Raw genomic sequence first — 20,010 nt, forward strand, 5'->3', positions numbered from 1 at the left:
GCCTCGGGCCGACGGTCAGCCCCAGCCCAGGGCGCGCAGGCCGGCGGCCGTGGCCGCGGCGAGGACCACGACGACGATGAACGGGGCGCGCAGCGCGAGGGCGACGGCCGCCACGCCGAGCGCGGGCAGGCGCGCGTCGACGACCAGGGCCTGACCGTCGCCGACCGTCTGCACCGCGACGAGCGCGGCGAGGAGCGCGGCGGTCACGAGCGCCGCCGTGCGCGCGACGCGCTCGTCGGCGAGCCAGTGCTCGGGCACGAGGTGCCCGGCGAGCTTGAGCGCGAAGCACACGGCGGACGCGACCAGCACGACGACCCAGACGGTCGCTGACGTCACGACGACTCCTTCCCGGGGTGCCCGTCGGCGGACGGTGCCGACGAACCGCTCGACGTGCCGCGCCGGCGCCGCGCGTCCACCTGCCCGATGACGATCGCGACGGCGGCCGCGGCGAGCACCGGGACGCCGCCCGGCGCGACCGGGATGAGCAGGACCGCGACGAGGACGGCCGCCGCCGCGGTGAGCTGCATCGCGCGCGCCGCGAGGCGGGGCCACAGGAGGGCCAGGAACGCGGCCGCCGCGGCGGCGTCGAGCCCCCACGCGCGCGGGTCGCCGAGCGCGTCGCCGGCGAGCGCCCCGACCAGCGTCATGGCGTTCCACAGCACGAAGATGCCGACGCCGGTCCACCAGAACCCCGCCCGGACGGCGCGGCGCGAGCGCTGGGCGGTCGCGACCGCGGTCGACTCGTCGATCGTGAACTGCGCCGCGACGACCTTGTGCCACGAGCGCAGCGCGAGCAGCGGGCCGAGCTGCGCCCCGTACAGGGCGTTGCGGACCCCGAGGAAGCCCGCGGTGGCGATCGCGGCGGTCGGCGCGCCACCCGCGCCGACCACGCCGATGAGCGCGAACTGCGACCCGCCCGAGAACATGAGCAGGCTCAGCGCCATGGTCTGCGCCACGTCGAGCCCTGCGACCACCGACAGCGCCCCGAACGAGATGCCGTACAGCCCCGTCGCGACGGACACCGAGACGGCCTGGCGGACCGCGGCGCGGACCTCGTCCTCGACCGCGTGCTCGACGGCGTCCTCCACCTCGGCGTCGAGCGACGCGGGGGCGTCGGGCTCGGCGTCGGGGCGCGGGACATCGTCGGGCCGGCTCATGCGTGCGGGTCGGCCGGGCCCTCGCCCGCCGCGGCGGCGTTGGCGGCGCGCTGGTGCGCGGTGAGGGACATGCGGTCGATCGCCGCGAGCGCGAGGGCCGAGACGACGAACGCGAGGTGGATGATCACCTGCCACATCATGACGTCGCCCGTGATCCGGCCCGTGGACGACTCGATGAAAGTGCGCAGCAGGTGGATCGAGGAGATCCCGATGATCGACATCGCGAGCTTGGTCTTGAGCACGTTCGCGTTGACGTGGCTCAGCCACTCGGGCTGGTCCGGGTGGCCGTCGAGCCGGATGCGCGACACGAACGTCTCGTAACCGCCGACGATGACCATGATGAGCAGGTTGGAGATCATGACGACGTCGACGAGCCCGAGGACGGCGAGCATGATCTCCTCGGCGCCGAACGCGTGCGAGACCATCTCGTGCGTCGCGGGGTCCTCGACAGTGTGCTCGCCGGTGAACCCGCCGACGATGAGGTGCCACAGCTCCTTGAGGAACTGCCAGACGTAGACGACCTGGGCCACGATGAGGCCGAAGTAGAGCGGTGCCTGGAGCCAGCGGGACGCGAAGATCATGTACCCGACGGTCGTGACGCGGGCGCTGGGCGAGGGGACGTTCGGGCTGATGGTCGACGCGGGCGACGAGGGCACGGGCGTGGGCTCTCCGGGAGTCGGTGGCAGGGGAGCGTCAGGCTACCAACGCCGGGTGACGGCCCGACGAGGCCGATCACGCCCGCAGCACCACGAGCGGCGGGCGTCAGAGCGCGACGTAGACCGTCTCGAGGTACTCCTCGAGGCCCGCCTCGCCGCCCTCGCGACCGAGGCCGGACTGCTTCACCCCGCCGAACGGTGCGCTCGCGTCGGACACCAGGCCGCGGTTGATGCCGATCATCCCGGCCTCGACCTCCTCGGACACGCGCACGGCGCGGTCGAGCGACGTGGTGTACGCGTAGGCGGCGAGCCCGTACTCGGTGGCGTTCGCGAGCGCGAGGCCCTCGTCGTCGTCGCCGAACGCGACCACGGGCGCCACGGGCCCGAAGATCTCCTCGGTGACGACGCGCGCGTCGGGGTCGACGCCGGACAGGACCGTCGGCCCGTAGAAGTACCCCGTGGTCCGCGGCCGGTCGGCGCCCGTGAGCACCTGGGCGCCGCCGTCGGACGCCGCGTCGACGAGCTCGGCGACCTTGTCCACGGCCTTCGCCTCGATGAGCGGGCCGACCTGCGTCCCGTCCTGCGCGCCCGGGCCGACGCGCAGGCCCTCGAACGCGGCGGCGAGCCGCTGGGCGAACTCGCGCGCGACGGCGTCGTGGACGAGGAAGCGGTTGGCGGCGACGCACGACTGGCCCGCGTTGCGCAGCTTCGCGACGAGCGCGCCCTCGACGGCGGCGTCGAGGTCGGCGTCGGCGAACACGAGGAACGGCGCGTTGCCGCCGAGCTCCATCGAGGTGCGCAGCACCTGGGGCGCGGACTTCTCGAGGAGCGTGCGCCCGACGGCCGTCGAGCCCGTGAACGACAGCTTGCGCAGGCGCTCGTCGGCGAGGAGGGGCCCGGTGACGTCCGCGGCGCGCGAGGACGGGACGACGTTGACGACGCCGGTCGGCAGCCCGCGGTCGGCGAGCTCGGACCGGATGACCTCGGCCACGAGCGCCGTCGTGAGCGGCGTGAGTCGCGCCGGCTTGATCACGACGGTGCAGCCGGCCGCGAGCGCCGGGCCGATCTTGCGCGTCGCCATCGCGATGGGGAAGTTCCACGGCGTGACGAGCAGGGCGGGGCCCACGGGCCGGCGGAAGACGAGCTGCCGGTTGCCCCCGGCCGGTGCCGTGCGGGCGAGGCCCTCGGCCCGCACCGCCTGCTCGGCGTACCAGCGCAGGAAGTCGGCGCCGTAGAGCACCTCGGCGCGCGCCTCCGCGAGCGGCTTGCCGCACTCGGCGGTGATGAGCGCGGCGACGTCGTCGGCCCGAGCGACGACCCGGTCGTAGACGGCGCGCAGCACCTCGCCGCGCTCCCGCGGGGGCGTCGCGCGCCACGCGGGCGCCGCCCGGTGCGCGGCGTCGAGGGCGCGCAGGGCGTCGGCGGGGCTCGCGTCGGCGACGTCGAAGAGCGACTCCTCGGTCGCCGGGTCCTCGACCTCGAACGTGCGACCGCCCTGGGCGGGGCCCCAGTGGCCGTCGACGAGCAACCCTGTGGGCACGTGCGCGACGAGCGCGGGGGAGAGGTTCGACGTCGAGGCGGGGCGGGACATGCTCCGAGTATCGCCCTCGGGGTCGCGGGGGCGCACCCGGGCGGTGGTCGGGCACGGCCCCGGGCCTGGACGGGCGCGGTGCGGGGACGCGCCGCACGGTAGTTTGTGCACATGGTCCTTCCCGCCACCCCCGCGCGCCCGTTCGGTGCCGTCCTCACCGCCATGGTCACCCCGATGACGCCCGACGGCGCCGTCGACCTCGCGGCGGCGGCCCGGCTCGCGAAGCGCCTGGTGGACGACGGGAACGACGGCCTGGTGCTGAGCGGCACGACGGGCGAGTCGCCCACGACGCACGCGCCGGAGAAGCTGGACCTCGTGCGCGTCGTCGTGGACGCGGTCGGCGACCGCGCGGCGGTCGTCGCCGGTGCCGGGTCCAACGACACCGACCACGCCCTGCGCATGGCGGAGCAGGCGGCCGAGGCAGGGGCCGACGGGCTCCTCGTCGTCTCGCCCTACTACTCGCGCCCCAGCCAGGAGGGCGTGTACCGGCACGTGACGGCGATCGCCGACGCGACCGACCTGCCCGTGATGCTGTACGACGTCCCCGGACGCACGGGCGTGCGGATCGCGCCCGCGACGTACGCGCGGCTCGCGGCGCACGACCGGGTCGTCGCGAGCAAGGACGCGACGGGCGACGTGTACGCCGCTGCCAAGCTCGCCGCCGCGACCGGTCTCGCGTTCTACAGCGGCGACGACGGCCTGCTGCTGCCGTTCCTCGCGCACGGCGCGGCCGGCATCGTCTCCGTCTCAGGGCACGCGGTGGCCGGGCCGTTCGCCGAGGTCGTGCGCCACTTCGACGCGGGCGACCACGCGGGCGCGCTCGAGGTCTTCCTCACCACGACGCCCGTCATCGACGCGCTCAACGGTGCGGGCTTCCAGGCCGTGATGGCCAAGGCCGCCGTCGAGCTGCTCGGCGTCACCGACAACCGCTTCCTGCGCCTGCCGAACGTCGCGGCGACCGAGGACGACGTCGCGCTCGTGCGCGACGCCCTGGTCGCCGCGGGCGTGCTCGCCGGCGCGACCACCGCGGCGGGCGCCGCCGCACCCACGAACTAGCGAGGGCAGGAGCCCTCGAAACCCCCGGCTCAGCCACGACAGGAGGCCCCGTGAGCCATCCCCACCCCGAACTCTCCCTGCCTCCCGAGCTCCCCACCGGAGGGCTGCGCATCGTCGCCCTCGGCGGGCTCGGGGAGGTCGGCCGCAACATGGCCGTCCTCGAGTACGACGGGCGTCTGCTCGTCATCGACTGCGGCGTCCTCTTCCCCGAGGACAACCAGCCCGGCGTCGACCTCATCCTCCCGGACTTCGACTACATCGCGGACCGGCTGGACGACATCGAGGCGATCGTCCTCACGCACGGCCACGAGGACCACATCGGGGCCGTCCCGTACCTGCTGCGCCTGCGCCGCGACATCCCGCTCGTCGGGTCGCAGCTCACGCTCGCGTTCGTCGAGGCGAAGCTCAAGGAGCACCGCATCTCGCCCGTGACCCTCGCGGTCAAGGAGGGGCAGGTCGAGCAGCTCGGCGTGTTCCGCTGCGAGTTCGTCGCGGTCAACCACTCGATCCCCGACGCGCTCGCGGTCGCCGTGACGACCGGCGCCGGGACCGTGCTGCACACGGGCGACTTCAAGATGGACCAGCTCCCGCTCGACGGGCGCATCACCGACCTGCGGGCGTTCGCACGCCTCGGCGAGCAGGGCGTCGACCTGTTCATGGTCGACTCGACCAACGCCGAGGTGCCCGGCTTCGTCACCCCCGAGGTCGAGATCGGCCCGGTGCTCGACAACGTCTTCGCCGCCTCCGAGAAGCGAATCATCGTCGCGTCGTTCTCCTCGCACGTGCACCGCGTGCAGCAGGTCCTCAACGCCGCGCACCACCACGGTCGCCGCGTCGCGCTCGTCGGGCGCTCGATGGTCCGCAACATGACCATCGCGGCCGAGCTCGGGTACCTCCACGTGCCCGAGGGCGTGCTCATCGACCTCAAGAAGGTCGACTCCCTGCGCGACGACGAGATCGTGCTCATGTGCACCGGTTCCCAGGGCGAGCCCATGGCGGCGCTGTCACGCATGGCCAACGGCGACCACAAGGTCCAGGTCGGCCACGGCGACACGGTGATCCTCGCGTCGTCGCTCATCCCGGGCAACGAGAACGCCGTCTTCCGGATCATCAACGGGCTCACGCGTCTCGGCGCGAGGGTCGTGCACGGCGGCAACGCCAAGGTGCACGTGTCCGGGCACGCGAGCGCGGGCGAGCTCCTCTACTGCTACAACGTGCTCAAGCCCAAGAACGTCATGCCCGTGCACGGCGAGGTCCGCCACCTCGTCGCCAACGGGGCGCTCGCGGTCCGCACGGGCGTGCCCGCCGACCGGGTCGTGCTCGCCGAGGACGGCGTCGTCGTCGACCTCGTCGACGGCAAGGCGTCGGTCGTCGGTGCGGTCCCGTGCGGCTACGTGTACGTCGACGGGTCGAGCGTCGGCGAGATCACCGACGCCGAGCTCAAGGACCGCCGCATCCTCGGCGAGGAGGGCTTCGTGTCCGTCTTCGCCGTCGTGGACTCCGCGACCGGCAAGGTGCTCGCCGGGCCGCAGATCCTCGCGCGCGGGTTCGCCGAGGACGACAAGGTGTTCCAGGACATCCAGCCGGAGGTCGTCAAGGCGCTCGAGGACGCGATCGCCGGCGGCGCGACCGACACGCACCAGCTCCAGCAGGTCATGCGCCGCGTCATCGGGCGGTGGGTCTCCAACCGCCTGCGGCGCCGCCCGATGATCGTCCCGGTGGTCGTCGAGGCCTGACGCGCGACGTCGGACGCGCCGGAGGCCCCCCTCGGGGCGTCGGCGGCGCGAGAGGTGAGAAGTGGCCCCTGCCGTCGGTCTGGCAGGGGCCACTTCTCCGTCTCGGGACCGGACTGACCCGCTACGTCCCGCTGCGCCGGACCAGCCCGGGGCCGACGGCGGCGAGCGTCGCGCCGTAGCGGGCGGCACGATCCGCGTCGCCGCCGGGGACGAGGCCCGCGAGCTCGAGCGAGACCAGGCCGTGCACGAGGCCCCACAGGCCGAGCGCGACGTCGTCGGCGGCCGTCGCGTCCGGCACGAGCCGTGCGACCGCGTCGCGCAGCACCTGGAACGTCGCCTCCTCGACGGCACGCGGGCGGTCCGCGCCGGGCCGGACCCCGCGCGCGAACATCACGGCGTAGAAGTGCGGGTCCGCGAGGGCGAACCCCCGGTAGGCGCCGCCGAGCGCGGCGAGGTCGGCACCCGGGTCGTCGGTCCGCTCGACGGCCGCCAGGTGGGCCGCGAACCGCCGGAAGCCCTCCGCCGACACGGCGGCCACGAGCTCGTCGCGGCTGCCGAAGAGCGCGTACACGGCCGACGGGCTCGTCCCCGCGGCCGTCGCCACCGAGCGGACCGTCACGGCACCCTCGCCGTGCTCGGAGATGGCGCGGGACGCCACGTCGAGCAGGCGGTCGCGCAGGGCGTCGTCGTGCAGTCGAGGTCGTGCCACGCGACGAGTCTAGAGGGCTTGACACGGGTTTGCGAACGCTGTTCTATAACAGTGTTCGTAAACCCGCGGCGTGCCGTGCGCCGAGTGTCCCGCCAGCTCAGGAGGTCCCGTGCTCGAGCTCACCGACGCCGCCCGCATCACCGCGGGCGTCGTCCTCCTCACGGTCGTCGGCATCGAGTCCGGCGGCGCGTTCCTCGTCAAGGTCGTCACGCGGCGCGTGCCGGCGACCGGCTTCCAGACGTCGTTCTTCCGTGCGGGACACGCCCACGCGGGCGTTCTCGTGATCCTGGGACTCCTGTGCCTGCTGCTCACGGAGGCCACCGACCTCGCCGGCTTCTGGCGGTGGCTCGCCGCCACCGGGGTGCTCGTCGCCGCGATCCTGCTGCCCGCCGGGTTCTTCCTCTCCGCCGTGGGCGCGGGGCGCGAGGCGCCGAACCGGGCCGTCGTGCTGCTCCCGGCCGGCGGCGTGGTCCTCGCGGCGGGCGTCGTGACGCTCTCGATCGGGCTCTTCCTCGGGTGACGACGGCACGGCCCGGGCTCGGTCGGCGTCCCCGGAGGTCCGCCGCGGCGTCGTGGGTGGTCGCCGCTACGGTTCCCGCATGACGAACGCCGAAGACTTCGCCCCGCTCGACCCCGTCCACCTCGTGACCCAGGCGCAGGGGTGGAGCATCATCTACTCGCCCGGCGGTCCGGAGTGGCACCAGCACAAGGGCGCCCTCGAGCGGCACGGCATCGAGGGTTCCGGGTACGACTTCTCCGGCGCGCTCCGGGCCACGCTGACCGACCACGAGCCGAGCGTCCTGGACGCGGTCGGGTTCGACCCCGAGGGCGGCATGGTGAGCGTCTACGGGTCGGACCTCGGCGCGCTGCACACCGCGGCACGGCACCTGCACCGCCTGGTCACCGACGAGCAGGCCCTCGACGCGGCGCTCGCCCGGTCCGTGGAGCTCGGGCTCGACGACTGAGCCCGGGCGGCCTGCGTCGGTCGCGCGCCGGGTCGCGGCTCGCACCGTCCGTGGGAGGGGCGGGGCGGCTTCAGCGCGAGCGCAGCGCCTCGAGCTGCGCGTCGTGCCACTCGGCGACGTAGCCCGCGAGCCGGCGGTCGTCGGGCACGGTCCCGCCGCGGAGAGCGGCGCCCAGCGCGTCGAGGTACGCACGGTCGGCCGCGAACCGTGCGGAGACCGCGGCACGGCCGACGGCGGGGCTCCCGTGACCCGGGACGAGCGCGTCCACGCCGCGCGCGGCGAGCTCGAGCGCGTCGAGCGCACCCCGGTAGACGGCGACGGGGTCGCGGGCGTCGGTGTCGACGAGCGGTACCTCGACGTCGGAGAGCATGTCGCCCGCCACGAGCACGCTCCCGTCCGGCGTGCGCACCACGAGCGCGGCATGGCCCGGCGCGTGGGCGTCGTGCTCGACGACGGTCACCGACCTCGGGCCGGTCGGTGCGGCGCCGGGCCAGGGGACACGGCGTGCGCCGCGGGGGAGCGGGGTCAGCGCGCCCACGAGCGCGGGGTCGTGGCCGGGCGCGGCGGCCTCGGTCGACGTGAGGACCGCGGTCCGCCGCCGCTGCGTCGCCTCGGCGGTGCGTTCCGTCGCCCAGCGGGGCGCGTCGCCGAGCCTGGGCGACCACAGCACGTGGTCCCAGTGCGGGTGCGTCGCGAACCCGGCGGTCACGCGCCAGCCGCGCGCCCGGACCGCGGCGGCGAGCCCCTCGACCTCGGCGACCGTCACGGCCGGGTCCACGACCAGCGCCCGGCCGTCCGGAGCGGTGACGACGGTCGACGTCGTCGTCCAGATCTCCGCCGTCGCGACCCAGACCCCGGGGACCACCTCGACGAGGTCGCGCTCTCGCGGCACGGTGGTGGCCCCGCGCGGGGCGACGGGGTCCGGGTCGGCTGGTGGTTCGCTCGGTCCACCGCTCGGTGCGTCGCTGCGCTCGACGTGCGTCGGGTCGTGCACGGTTCCTCCGGTCCTCGTCGCTCCCGGGTCGTCGATCAGGGGTCGTCGCCCGTGGGGTGGTGGGCCGCGCTGCTCCAGCCCGCCCGGGACACGCGCCGCCGGGTCCGCGTCCGTGTCGTCCCCCGCAGGTAGGTTAGGACCACTATGGCGACCCGCACGTCCCCTCAGGCACGTCGGACCGCGAGCAACCGCACGCCAGCGCCCCGCACCTCGGCGCGCGGCGGTTCGTCCTCGGCCCGCGGCACGTCGCGCTCCGGCACCGGTCGGGGGCGGTCCACGTCGGCCGGCACGCGCCGGCCCGCCCGGCGCCCGGCGTCGGGGCCGCCGTGGCCCGTCCGCGCGGTGCGGGCGGTCTGGCTCGGCGCCGCGCACGGCCTCGGGGCGCTCGTGCGCACCATCGGAAAGGGAGCAAGAGAGCTGGACCCGGCACACCGGCGCGACGGCGTCGCGTTCTTCCTCATCGCCCTCGCGGTCGTCGTCGCGGCCCGCGAGTGGTGGGGCATCCAGGGCACCTTCGGCCTGGTCGTCCACGGCGTCGTCGCCGGCACCTTCGGGCTCGCGGGCGTCGCGGTGCCCGTCCTGCTGCTCTGGCTCGCCGTGCGCATCATGCGCCATCCCGAGCGCGCCCAGGCGAACTCGCGCGTCGCCATCGGGCTCACCCTCATCGTCGTGTCGGTGTGCTCGCTCGTGCACATCTCCGAGGACCTCCCGGCGCCGCGCGACGGCTTCGAGGCGGTGCAGGACGCGGGCGGCATCGTCGGCTACCTCGCCGCGACGCCCGTGACCACCGGGCTCACGCCCTGGTTCGCCGTCCCCATCTTCCTGCTGCTCGGCTTCTTCGGGCTCCTCGTCGTCACCGCGACCCCGGTGCACCGGATCCCGAGCCGGCTGCGCGGCCTCTACGACGTGCTCACGGGCAACCACCGCGCTGACGACGAGGAGCTGGACGCCGACGGGCTCGCGCTCGCGGAGGGCGTCTCGCGCCACGACGGCACGGACGTGCCGGCGGGTCGTCGCCCGCGCAAGCCCCGGAAGACCAAGGCGCAGCGGGCGGCGGAGGCCGCCGAGATCGAGAAGCCCGAGGGCGGGTTCTCCGGCGACGAGGCGTTCGAGACGGCGGCGTTCCTCGACTACGAGGAGGACGCCCCTCGCGGCCGGGGCAAGAAGCGCCGCGGGGACGACCCGGCGCCCGGCACCGCGCCCACCGAGGCCGTGCCGGCCGTCGGGCAGGGCACCGCGCAGGACACCGCGGCCGCCGCGATGGGCGCCGTCGCGCCCGCCCCCGGCGACGGCGCGGGCAGCGTGCCGCCGCCCCCGCCCAGCAGCCCCCTGCCGCGCGGCGTGCAGCCGATGCTCGAGGGCGACACCGTCTACCTCCTGCCCAACGAGGACTCCCTCGTCAAGGGTGCGCCGCACAAGGTGCGCTCCGCCGCGAACGACCGCGTCGTCGAGGCGCTGACCCAGACGTTCGAGCAGTTCGAGGTCGACGCGAAGGTCACCGGCTTCACGCGCGGCCCGACGGTCACGCGCTACGAGGTCGAGGTCGGCCCCAAGGTCAAGGTCGAGCGCATCACGTCGCTCTCGAACAACATCGCCTACGCGGTGGCGAGCGCGGACGTGCGCATCCTCGCGCCGATCCCCGGCAAGTCGGCGATCGGCATCGAGATCCCCAACACCGACCGCGAGACGGTCGTGCTCGGCGACGTGCTCCGCTCGTCGGCCGCGCGCCGGACCGAGCACCCCATGGTCATGGGTGTGGGCAAGGACGTCGAGGGCGGCTACGTCGTCGCGAACCTCGCCAAGATGCCGCACATCCTCGTCGCGGGCGCGACGGGCGCCGGCAAGTCGAGCTTCATCAACTCCATGATCACGTCGATCCTCATGCGCTCGACGCCCGAGCAGGTGCGCCTGGTGCTCGTGGACCCCAAGCGCGTCGAGCTGACGATCTACGAGGGCATCCCGCACCTGATCACGCCGATCATCACCAACCCGAAGAAGGCCGCCGAGGCCCTCGACTGGGTCGTGCGGGAGATGGACGCCCGGTACGACGACCTCGCCGCGTTCGGGTACAAGCACATCGACGACTTCAACGCCGCCGTGCGCTCGGGCAAGGTCAAGCCGCTGCCGGGCTCCGAGCGCAAGATCGCGCCGTACCCCTACCTGCTCGTGGTCGTCGACGAGCTCGCGGACCTCATGATGGTCGCCCCGCGCGACGTCGAGGCGTCGATCCAGCGCATCACGCAGCTCGCGCGCGCCGCGGGCATCCACCTCGTGCTCGCGACGCAGCGACCGTCGGTCGACGTCGTCACCGGCCTCATCAAGGCCAACGTGCCGTCGCGGCTCGCGTTCGCGACCTCCTCGCTCGCGGACTCGCGCGTCGTGCTCGACCAGCCGGGCGCCGAGAAGCTCATCGGCCAGGGTGACGCGCTGTTCCTCCCGATGGGCGCCGCGAAGCCCATGCGCGTCCAGGGGGCGTGGGTCTCCGAGTCCGAGGTGCACTCCGTCGTCGAGCACGTCAAGGGCCAGCTCAAGCCGGTCTACCGCGAGGACGTCACGCAGACCGCGGCGAAGAAGCAGGTCGACGAGGACATCGGCGACGACCTCGACCTGCTTCTCCAGGCGACCGAGCTCGTCGTGACCTCGCAGTTCGGCTCGACGTCGATGCTCCAGCGCAAGCTGCGCGTCGGTTTCGCCAAGGCGGGTCGCCTCATGGACCTCCTCGAGTCGCGCGAGATCGTCGGGCCGTCCGAGGGGTCCAAGGCGCGCGAGGTGCTCGTGACGCCGGAGGAGCTGCCGTCGGCGCTCGCGCTGATCCGTGGCGAGCCGGCGCAGGACGTCTTCGACGGCCAGGCGCCCGCGCCCGCCGCGGCGCCGGGAGGCGGCGCGGGGCACGACTACGGCGAGGGCACCGAGGGGCACATGCCGCCGGTCGCGACGGACTACCACGACGGTGCCGACGTGGAGTCGGGCTGGCGCTGAGCGCGCACCGCGTGCCCACCGGACCCGCGCGGTACCGGCACGGCGTCGCGCGGCCGCGGCGGCGGACGAGGGTCGGGGCACCCCTGGGGACCCCCTAGGCTGGTCACGTGGTCACCGCCGTCCCCTCGCCGTGGAACTCCGCGAACCTCGTCACCATGGCGAGGATCCTGCTCGTCCCGTTCTTCGCGTGGGCGCTCCTCGTCGATGGCGGGGAGTCCGTCACCTGGCGGCTCGTCGCGACGGGCATCTTCGTGCTGGCCGCGACGTCGGACCGGCTCGACGGCTACCTGGCGCGCAAGTACGACCTCGTCACGGACCTCGGCAAGCTCTTGGACCCGATCGCGGACAAGCTGCTCGTCGGCACCGCGCTCGTCCTGCTCACGTGGCCGCTCGGCGAGCTGCCGTGGTGGGTGCCCGTGGTCGTGCTCGCGCGCGAGCTCGGCGTCACGCTCCTGCGGTTCGCGGTCCTCAAGTACGCGGTCATGCCCGCGTCGCGCGGCGGCAAGCTCAAGACGGTGCTCCAGACCGTCGCGATCACGCTCTTCCTCCTGCCCCTGTCGCACCTGCCGGGGTGGATCGGCGTCGTGGCCTGGGTCGTGCTCGCCGCGGCGATCCTCGTCACCGTCGTGACGGGGCTCGAGTACGCCTACCAGGGCTGGAGGCTGCGGCGCGACGCGATCCGCGCGGCCCGCCTCGCCGAGCGCGGAGCGACGCCGGACGGCGCGTCGGCATCGTGACCGGGGTGGCGCGCGACGCCGTGGGGGCGGGGGCCTCGGCCGCGCGACCGGACGTCGTCGGCCTCCTCGCGACGCTCGAGGCGCGGGGGTGGACGCTCGCGACGGCCGAGTCGCTCACCGGGGGACTGCTCTCCGCGACGATCGTCGACGTCCCCGGGGCCTCGCGCGTGCTCCGCGGCGCGGTCGTCGCCTACGCGACGGACGTCAAGCAGTCCGTGCTCGGGGTCGACGGCGGCCTCCTCGCCGCCCACGGTGCCGTCCACCCGGACGTCGCGCGACAGATGGCGGAACGGGTGCGGGAGGTGCTCGGTGCGGACGTCGGGGTCGCGACCACGGGCGTCGCGGGACCGGACCCGCAGGACGGCCAGCCACCGGGCACGGTGTTCGTCGCGGCGAGCGGTCCGCGCGGGACGCGCGTGCGGCGGCTGCACCTTGCCGGCGAGCGCGCGACCGTCCGCGCCGGGACGGTCGCGGCGGCGATCGACCTCGCCCGTGCGGTGGTCGACGGACCCGCCGCGGACGAGGGCAGGCCGGGTGAAATCGGCAGGTGATCTGCGGTCGCCCGGTCCGGGCGGACGCCCTCGCCGCTGCTGCGCGTGGAGAGGTCGTGAACGTGCCGCGGGGGGTTCGCCGGGCAGGCAGCCGCGGGAACAAGGCCCCACGTCGGGACGTTGCACAGCACGTGATCGCCAACAGGACCGTCAACCGACCGGTGGGCCGCACGGACAACGCGCCGACGGCCGGTCCGGCACGCCGCACCGGAGACGTGAGCGGACCGCGGGCGGGGTACGGTAGGACGACCCCGTCACGCGGGGCAGGGAACAGGAAGACCGGCACGAGCAGTTCGCGCACCCAGGTGGGGGCCTCACCGGCACCCGGGGGCGCACGGGACACGGAAGGGGGTCGCCAGATGATTGTTCTTCGACGAGAGATCGGGGACGTGCTGCGAGACGCTCGCCAGCGACAGGGGCGCACCCTGCGAGAGGTGTCCTCCGCCGCACGGGTCTCGCTGGGCTACCTCAGCGAGGTCGAGCGCGGTCAGAAGGAAGCGTCGTCGGAGCTCCTCGGCTCGATCTGCGAGGCGCTCGACATCCCGATGTCGTTGGTGCTGCGCGAGGTCAGCGACCGTGTCGCCGTCGCCGAGGGTCTGCTCATCCCGGACACCATCCCGGCCGACTTCGCGACCGCGGTGCTCGGACGGCAGAACCCCGAGGGCACGGCACGACGAGAGGACCTGCAGCCCGTCGGCTGACGGTCCACACCGGGGCCGCTCGGGGAGCGGGTGCGGGGCAGCGACGCCCGCGCTCACCCGCTCGCGGGCGGCGCCTGGCACGAGGGACACCAGAAGACCGGACGGTCGTACGGCGGCTCGTTCGCCGTGCCTTCGACGACAGGCGTGCCGCACACGTGGCACGCCTTTCGTGTGCGCCCGTGCACGTGGCGCACGACGCCTGCGCGCGGGTCGAACCCGTGCCGCACGGTGCGCTGCATGAGCGCGCGGGCGGTGAGGAGAACTCCCTCGAGGTCCTCGACGTCGCGCACGGGCGTCCACGGGTAGACGCGCTCGGCGAAGAGCGACTCGGCCGTGTAGATCGTGCCGATCCCCGCGACGAGGTGCTGGTCGAGAAGAGCCTCCGCGACGGGGACGCCGGTCGCGGCCCGCTCCGGCCGGTGCCGGGGGCCGCTCCCGCCCGTCGCGTCGTCGGCCCGCATGCGCGCGACCGCCTCGGGCAGGCCGGTCTCCGGGAAGTCGTCGCCGAGCACGTCAGGCCCGAGGGGCCCGACGATCACCGGCTCGTCCGCGGTGCGCAGCACGTGCAGCATGCCGATCCGGTTCCCGACCGCCGTCCACCACTCGTTCGCGAGCACCACGCGGACGTTCGGCTCGGCTCCGCGCGCGTCCCGCGCACCCGTGCGCGCGATGCGCCACGACCCCTCCATGCGCAGGTGGGTGTGCAGCGACCGGCCGTCGTCGAGGCGCGTGAAGAGGTGCTTGCCGTACGCCACGTTCTCGACGACCGTCCGGCCGGTCAGGACGACCTCGGCGGCGCTCGGCCAGCGCAGCTCCGCTCGCACGAGGATCCGGCCGGCGAGGGCCTCGTCGAGCCGCGCAGACACGAGGCGCAGGATGTCACCCTCGGGCACGGCCGCACCCCCCGGCGGTCGCGTGGGGACGGCGGCGCGCGCGTCCCGTGCCCTCCGCCGCCACCTCAGGCCGCCCGCAGCCCGCGCGGCGTCGCGCGGAACCCGGCGTCGAGGAGGGCGCGCACCGCGTCGTCGGCGGACGTGGCCGTCGTGCCCGCGCCGGCCAGCGCCTCGACGCCGTCCACCCGCTGCACGACGACCTTGCCGAGCCTCCCCGCGCGGACCGCCCGGACGAGCTCGGCGCTCGCCTCCGCGAGCCGCGGGCCGTCGACGAACGACAGGACGGACCGGCCCCCGCGCTCGACGTACAGCGCGAGGTCGCCGTCGCTCAGCACGACGACGGCCCCGGCCTTGCGCCCGGGGCGGTGGCCGCGCGACGTGTCGGTACCGGTCGTCGCGCGGTCCGACGGCGTTGCGCCGCCGCCGGCGTGCGACGCGACGGTCGTGGTGGTCGCCGCACCCGGCCCGACGGCGGACGGTCGCGACGGCCACGGCAGCGCCGCGCCGAACGGGTTGGCGGGGTCGGTCGCGGCGAGGAGGACGGCTCCCGGGCGCGGCCCGCCGCGCCCGCGCCGGGTGTCGCCGAGCACCGGGTTGCCGAGCACCGGGTCGCCGAGCATCGGGTCGCCAGGAACGGGGGCAGCACCGTCACCGGGTGCCCGGCTGAGCTCGCGGGCCGCGGCCGCCTCGAGGGCGCGCTCGCGGTCCTGCCCGTCCGTCCGGAGCTGGTCGACCGCGCCCGGGAGAGCGAACTGCGAGCCGCCGAGGTGCTCGACGAAGTACCCGCGCCGCGCGGCCCCGGTCGCCTCCAGCTCGCTGAGCACCCGGTACACCGCGCGGAACGATCCCGCCACGCCCTCGGCGGGCGCGACGGCGCGTGTGAGCACGCCGTGACGGTCGAGCAGGACGCGCGCGAGCGCGTGCGCCCGGCGGGTCGGGTCGGCCTCGCGCGCGGGCAGGGCCGACCAGCGGCCGGCGCCCCCGCGCAGGGTGGTGTCAGGGGAGACCGGGGGACGCAGCCCGGCGAACCGCCCGCGCCCGACCGGACGGGCACGGGCCGGCGCCCGGGGGGCGCGGTGCGCGCCGCCCCCGGCACCGAGCCGGGCACGCAGCGAGCCCAGGCCGTCGTTCGTCACGTGGCCGGACCACACGAGGTCCCACAGCGCCTCGAGCGTCGGGCCGACGTCGGCGCCTGCCCGCTCCGCGAGCCGCGGGAGGAAGTAGCCGCCCGAGCCGTCGAGCAGGTCGAGGAGGGTCGCGTGCAGCCCCGCCTCGGGCGCCGGTCCGGGGTCGGGAAGCGTGAGCGGCGCCCACTCCGCGAGATGCAGGCTGACGAGCCCGTCACCGCCACCGGACCCCGGGAGGGCCGCGTGGCCGCACCAGACGACCTCTCCGGTCGTCGTCAGCTCGTCGAGCATCATCGGGGTGTAGTCCGTGACGCGGGTCGGCAGGACGAGCGTCTCGAGGGCCGACGCGGGCACGGCCGCTCCCGAGAGCTGCTCGACGACCCGCAGCAGGCCGTCCGGCCCGCGCAGCGATCCCAGCCCCTGCCACCGCGGCAGGAAGACGCCGAGGGTCTCCGCGGGGACCGGCTCGACCGCCGCGCGCAGCGCCGCGAGCGAGCGGCGTCGCAGCACGCGCAGCACCTCCGCGTCGCACCAGTCGTCCCCGGTGCCGCCGATCGACTCGGGCCGCAGGCGTCCCCGGACGACGAGCCGTGCCGCCTCGAGCCGTTCGAGCGTCTGCGCCACGACGGCGACGCCGAGGCCGAGGCGGGTCGCGAGGTCGCTCGCGGTGAACGGGCCGTGCGTGCGCGCGTGGCGGCGCACGAGGTCGCCCAGCGGGTCGGGGACGGGCTCGGTGAACACCTCGGGGATGCCGACGGGCAGCGCGACGCCGAGCGCGTCGCGCAGGCGGCCGGCGTCCTCCACGACCGCCCACTGCTGCGCACGCTCGGGCGCGACTCCCGCCAGCCGCACGGGCATGATGCGGCGCGCGGCCTCGAGCTCGCGGAGCCAGTCGGCCGCGGCGTCGCGCACGTCCTCGCGCGTGCGGGCCGCGACCTCGGCGCCCGTGAGGGGCCCCAGCCGGCGCAGCACGTCCCACACGTCCTCGGCGTGCCGGGCCTGCCGCTCGGGCGCGAGCGCGCCGAGCTCGGCCTCGGTCCGCTCGATCTGCGCGGGGTCGAGCAGGTCGGCGAGCTGTGCCGCGACGCCGTCGCCGCCCAGCAGCTCCGCGAGGAGCGTCGGGTCGAGGGACAGCGCCGCGGCGCGCCGCTCGGCGAGCGGTGCGTCGCCGTCGTACAGGAACTGCGCCGTGTACCCGAAGAGGAGTGACTGCGCGAAGGGCGAGGGCGTGGGCGTCGTGACCTCGACGAGGCGCACGCGCCCCGCCGCGAGGTCGCGCATGAGGTCGGTGAGCGCCGCGACGTCGAAGTCGTCCTGCAGGCACTCGCGGGCCGCCTCGAGCACGATCGGGAACTCGGGGTACTCCGACGCGACCGACAGGAGCTGGGCCGAGCGCTGGCGCTGCTGCCACAGCGGCTGGCGCCGGTCCGGGCGGCGCCGGGGGAGCAGGAGGGCGCGCGCCGCCGCCTCGCGGAACCGCGACGCGAACATCACCGACCCGCCGAGCTCGTCGCGCACCGCGTCGAGCACGTCGTCCGGGTCGAGCAGCAGGTCCTCCACGCCGACCACGGGCGCGTCCCCGCCGAGCCCGCCCGAGCCGTCGGTCGCTCCCTCGAGCCACGAGTCGCCGGTGTCCGGGAGCCGCAGCACGATGCCGTCGTCGGCGTGCATCGCGGCGGCGTCGACCCCGTACCGCTCGCGCAGCCGCGCGGCGAGCACGAGCGCCCACGGTGCGTGGACCTTGGCCCCGTACGGCGAGTGCACGACGACGCGCCAGTCGCCGAGCTCGTCGCGGAACCGTTCGACGACGACCGTCCGGTCGTCGGGCACGCGCCCGGTCGCGTCGCGCTGCTCACGGAGGTACGCGAGGAGGTTGTCGCTCGCCCAGGCGTCGAGCCCGGCGGCGCGCAGCCGGTCGGCCGCGGCGTCGTGGTCGCCGGCAGCGAGCGCGTCGGTCTCGCGCACCCAGGCGCCGAGCGCCCGGCCGAGCTCGGCGGGGCGCCCGGGGGAGTCGCCCTTCCAGAAGGGCAGGCGCCCGGGGATGCCCGGCGCCGGCGTGACCAGCACGCGGTCCGGCGTGATGTCCTCGATGCGCCACGTGCTCGACCCGAGCGTGAACGTGTCGCCGACGCGGGACTCGTAGACCATCTCCTCGTCGAGCTCGCCGACGCGCTTGCCGCCGCGTGGGGCGCGCCCGCCCGCCGTGTCGGGATCGCCCGCCACACCTCCGGTCGCGGCGTCCGTGGCGAGGAAGACGCCGTACATCCCGCGGTCGGGGATGGTCCCGCCGCTCGTCGCCGCGAGCCGCAGCGCGCCCGGTCGTCCCGTGAGCCGGCCCGACGCGCGGTCCCACACGATGCGCGCGCGCAGCTCGCCGAAGTCCTCGCTCGGATACCGCCCCGCGAGCATGTCGAGCACCGCGTGCAGCGAGGCGTCGCCCAGGTGGGCGTAGGGCGCGCTGCGCCGCACCACGGTGGTGAGCTCCGCGACCGTCCACTCGTCGACCGCGACCATGGCCACGACCTGCTGCGCGAGCACGTCGAGCGGGTTCGCGAGCACGTGGAGCTCCTCGATGCCGCCGGTGCGCATGCGCTCGGCGACGACCGCGGAGGGCACGAGGTCACCCCGGTGCGTGGGGAACACGACGCCGTGCGACACGGCCCCCACCTGGTGCCCCGCGCGCCCGATGCGCTGGAGCCCGGAGGCGACCGACGGTGGGGCGCCGACCTGCACGACGAGGTCGACCGCGCCCATGTCGATGCCGAGCTCGAGGCTCGACGTCGCGACGACCGCGGGCAGGCGCCCGTCCTTGAGCTCGGTCTCCGTGCGCGTGCGCTCCGCGCGGCTCATGGAGCCGTGGTGCGCGCGCGCGATGACGGGCTCGACGCCGGAGCTCGCGCCCGACTGCGCCTGCACCTGCGCGGCGGTGATCGTGCCCGGGTCGAGGACGTCCTCGCCCTGGCGCTCCGCCCAGACCTCGTTCATGCGCGCCGTGAGTCGCTCGGCCCCGCGGCGGGAGTTCGTGAACACGAGGGTCGAGCGGTGGTCGGCGACGAGGTCGACGACCCGCTCCTCGACGTGCGGCCACACCGACGGGCGCTGCGGCCGGACGTCCGGCGCGCCGGTCGGGCGGGACGTCGCGGGTCCGGACAGGTCGCGCTCGCCCGGCGGCAGGGGCGGCAGCGCGCCCTCGTCCGCCACCCCGCGAGCCGCGCCCCGCCCCCCGGCCACCTCCGTGCCCGGGCGCGCGCCGGCGTCGGGCACCAGTGCGGCCGTGCCGAGGTCCGCGAGGTCGGGGACGGGCACCACGACGTCGACCTCGATGCGCTTGCTCGCGGGGGGCTGCACGACGACCACCTCGCGGCCCGCCTCCGCCTCCGGTCGGTGGCCGCCGAGGAACGTCGCGACGGCCTCGACGGGACGGACCGTCGCCGAGAGCCCGATGCGCTGCGCGGGCGGGCGGTCCTGCGCCTCGAGGAGGGCGTCGAGACGTTCGAGCGACACCGCGAGGTGCGCGCCGCGCTTGGTCCCCGCCACGGCGTGGATCTCGTCGACGATCACGGTCTCGACGCCCGCGAGCCCCGCGCGCGCCTGCGAGGTCAGCACGAGGAACAGCGACTCGGGCGTCGTGATGAGGATGTCCGGCGGGTGCGTCGCGAGGCGGCGGCGCTCGCTCGTGGGCGTGTCGCCCGTGCGGGTGCCGACGACGACGTCCGGCACCTCGAGCCCGAGCCGCACCGCCGCCTGGCGGATGCCTGCGAGCGGGGACCGCAGGTTGCGCTCGACGTCCGCGGCGAGCGCCTTGAGCGGCGAGACGTACACGACGCGGCAGCGCTGCTCGCGCGCGACCTCGCCGGCCGCGGGCGCGCTCATGATCCGGTCGAGCGACCAGAGGAACGCCGCGAGCGTCTTGCCCGACCCGGTCGGCGCCACGACGAGCGCGTGCCGGTCGCTCGACACCGCGTCCCACGCGCCGGCCTGCGCCGCGGTCGGGGCGTCGAACGCGCCCGAGAACCAGGCGCGCGTGGGCGCGGCGAAGCGCGCGAGCGGGTCCGTGGTCACGGGCCCATTCTCGCCGCGACCACCCACACGCGCCGCGCAGCGGTCGGGGCCGGGTGGGGGGACGGGACGGCCGTCCGTCCGTGGGAGGCTGGTCCC

General features: G+C 75.4%; 16 protein-coding genes. 8 read left to right on the forward strand and 8 right to left on the reverse strand.

What is annotated here, in order from left to right:
• Positions 1–15 precede the first annotated feature (15 nt).
• The 4 genes from ACN9MS_RS08530 to ACN9MS_RS08545 all read right to left on the reverse strand — a co-directional run bounded on the left by ACN9MS_RS08530 (position 16) and on the right by ACN9MS_RS08545 (position 3,404).
• A complete protein-coding gene (locus ACN9MS_RS08530; protein ID WP_264031477.1) occupies positions 16–336 on the reverse strand; it encodes an AzlD domain-containing protein in 321 nt (106 codons plus the stop codon).
• Entirely contained in the window at positions 333–1,157 is an 825-nt protein-coding gene (locus tag ACN9MS_RS08535; RefSeq protein WP_426311527.1) for an AzlC family ABC transporter permease, read from the reverse strand. The genes ACN9MS_RS08530 and ACN9MS_RS08535 overlap by 4 nt, the downstream gene beginning before the upstream one ends.
• On the reverse strand, positions 1,154–1,813 hold the full coding sequence (locus ACN9MS_RS08540; protein WP_378232459.1) for a TIGR00645 family protein: 660 nt from the start codon (positions 1,811–1,813) through the stop codon (positions 1,154–1,156). The genes ACN9MS_RS08535 and ACN9MS_RS08540 overlap by 4 nt, the downstream gene beginning before the upstream one ends.
• Positions 1,814–1,919: 106 nt before the next feature.
• Positions 1,920–3,404 carry an NAD-dependent succinate-semialdehyde dehydrogenase gene (locus tag ACN9MS_RS08545; protein WP_426311528.1) on the reverse strand — a complete coding sequence of 495 codons (1,485 nt, stop codon included), beginning with the start codon at positions 3,402–3,404 and terminating at the stop codon, positions 1,920–1,922.
• A 111-nt stretch (positions 3,405–3,515) separates the two neighbouring features.
• Here ACN9MS_RS08545 and dapA point away from each other — a divergent pair, with 111 nt between their 5' ends.
• Both dapA and ACN9MS_RS08555 read left to right on the forward strand, forming a co-directional pair.
• A complete protein-coding gene (gene dapA / locus ACN9MS_RS08550; protein WP_426311529.1) occupies positions 3,516–4,460 on the forward strand; it encodes a 4-hydroxy-tetrahydrodipicolinate synthase in 945 nt (314 codons plus the stop codon).
• Between the two features lie 50 nt (positions 4,461–4,510).
• The gene (locus ACN9MS_RS08555) at positions 4,511–6,196 is read left to right on the forward strand and encodes a ribonuclease J (RefSeq protein WP_047234710.1); all 1,686 of its coding nucleotides are present in this window, start codon (positions 4,511–4,513) and stop codon (positions 6,194–6,196) included.
• Positions 6,197–6,317: 121 nt separating this feature from the next.
• Here the strand turns inward: ACN9MS_RS08555 and ACN9MS_RS08560 are convergent, their stop codons facing one another.
• Positions 6,318–6,905: a TetR/AcrR family transcriptional regulator gene (locus ACN9MS_RS08560; protein ID WP_426311530.1), complete on the reverse strand. Its 588-nt coding sequence runs from the start codon at positions 6,903–6,905 to the stop codon at positions 6,318–6,320.
• A 109-nt stretch (positions 6,906–7,014) separates the two neighbouring features.
• Between ACN9MS_RS08560 and ACN9MS_RS08565 the strand changes: the two genes are divergently transcribed.
• Positions 7,015–7,425, forward strand: a complete 411-nt coding sequence (locus ACN9MS_RS08565; RefSeq protein ID WP_426311531.1) for a hypothetical protein — start codon at positions 7,015–7,017, stop codon at positions 7,423–7,425.
• Positions 7,426–7,504: 79 nt separating this feature from the next.
• Positions 7,505–7,870: an Imm51 family immunity protein gene (locus tag ACN9MS_RS08570; RefSeq protein ID WP_426311532.1), complete on the forward strand. Its 366-nt coding sequence runs from the start codon at positions 7,505–7,507 to the stop codon at positions 7,868–7,870.
• Between the two features lie 70 nt (positions 7,871–7,940).
• Here the strand turns inward: ACN9MS_RS08570 and ACN9MS_RS08575 are convergent, their stop codons facing one another.
• Entirely contained in the window at positions 7,941–8,864 is a 924-nt protein-coding gene (locus ACN9MS_RS08575; RefSeq protein ID WP_426311533.1) for an MBL fold metallo-hydrolase, read from the reverse strand.
• A 144-nt stretch (positions 8,865–9,008) separates the two neighbouring features.
• On the opposite strand from ACN9MS_RS08575, the gene ACN9MS_RS08580 reads away from it, so the two are divergent.
• The 4 genes from ACN9MS_RS08580 (at position 9,009) to ACN9MS_RS08595 (ending at position 13,832) form a co-directional block, all read left to right on the forward strand.
• Positions 9,009–11,843 carry a DNA translocase FtsK 4TM domain-containing protein gene (locus tag ACN9MS_RS08580; RefSeq protein WP_426311534.1) on the forward strand — a complete coding sequence of 945 codons (2,835 nt, stop codon included), beginning with the start codon at positions 9,009–9,011 and terminating at the stop codon, positions 11,841–11,843.
• A gap of 107 nt (positions 11,844–11,950) precedes the next feature.
• The gene (pgsA, locus tag ACN9MS_RS08585; protein ID WP_426311535.1) at positions 11,951–12,580 is read left to right on the forward strand and encodes a CDP-diacylglycerol--glycerol-3-phosphate 3-phosphatidyltransferase; all 630 of its coding nucleotides are present in this window, start codon (positions 11,951–11,953) and stop codon (positions 12,578–12,580) included.
• Between the two features lie 5 nt (positions 12,581–12,585).
• Positions 12,586–13,131, forward strand: a complete 546-nt coding sequence (locus ACN9MS_RS08590; protein ID WP_426311536.1) for a CinA family protein — start codon at positions 12,586–12,588, stop codon at positions 13,129–13,131.
• Positions 13,132–13,490: 359 nt separating this feature from the next.
• A complete protein-coding gene (locus tag ACN9MS_RS08595) occupies positions 13,491–13,832 on the forward strand; it encodes a helix-turn-helix domain-containing protein (protein ID WP_047234712.1) in 342 nt (113 codons plus the stop codon).
• Positions 13,833–13,885: 53 nt separating this feature from the next.
• Here ACN9MS_RS08595 and ACN9MS_RS08600 read toward each other — a convergent pair whose 3' ends face one another.
• On the reverse strand, positions 13,886–14,725 hold the full coding sequence (locus ACN9MS_RS08600; RefSeq protein ID WP_426311537.1) for a DNA-formamidopyrimidine glycosylase family protein: 840 nt from the start codon (positions 14,723–14,725) through the stop codon (positions 13,886–13,888).
• 65 nt (positions 14,726–14,790) lie between these two features.
• Positions 14,791–19,914, reverse strand: a complete 5,124-nt coding sequence (locus ACN9MS_RS08605; RefSeq protein ID WP_426311538.1) for an Lhr family helicase — start codon at positions 19,912–19,914, stop codon at positions 14,791–14,793.
• Positions 19,915–20,010: the final 96 nt, after the last annotated feature.

It is taken from the genome of Cellulosimicrobium sp. E-16 (assembly GCF_049913115.1).
In the GTDB taxonomy this organism is placed as follows: domain Bacteria; phylum Actinomycetota; class Actinomycetes; order Actinomycetales; family Cellulomonadaceae; genus Cellulosimicrobium.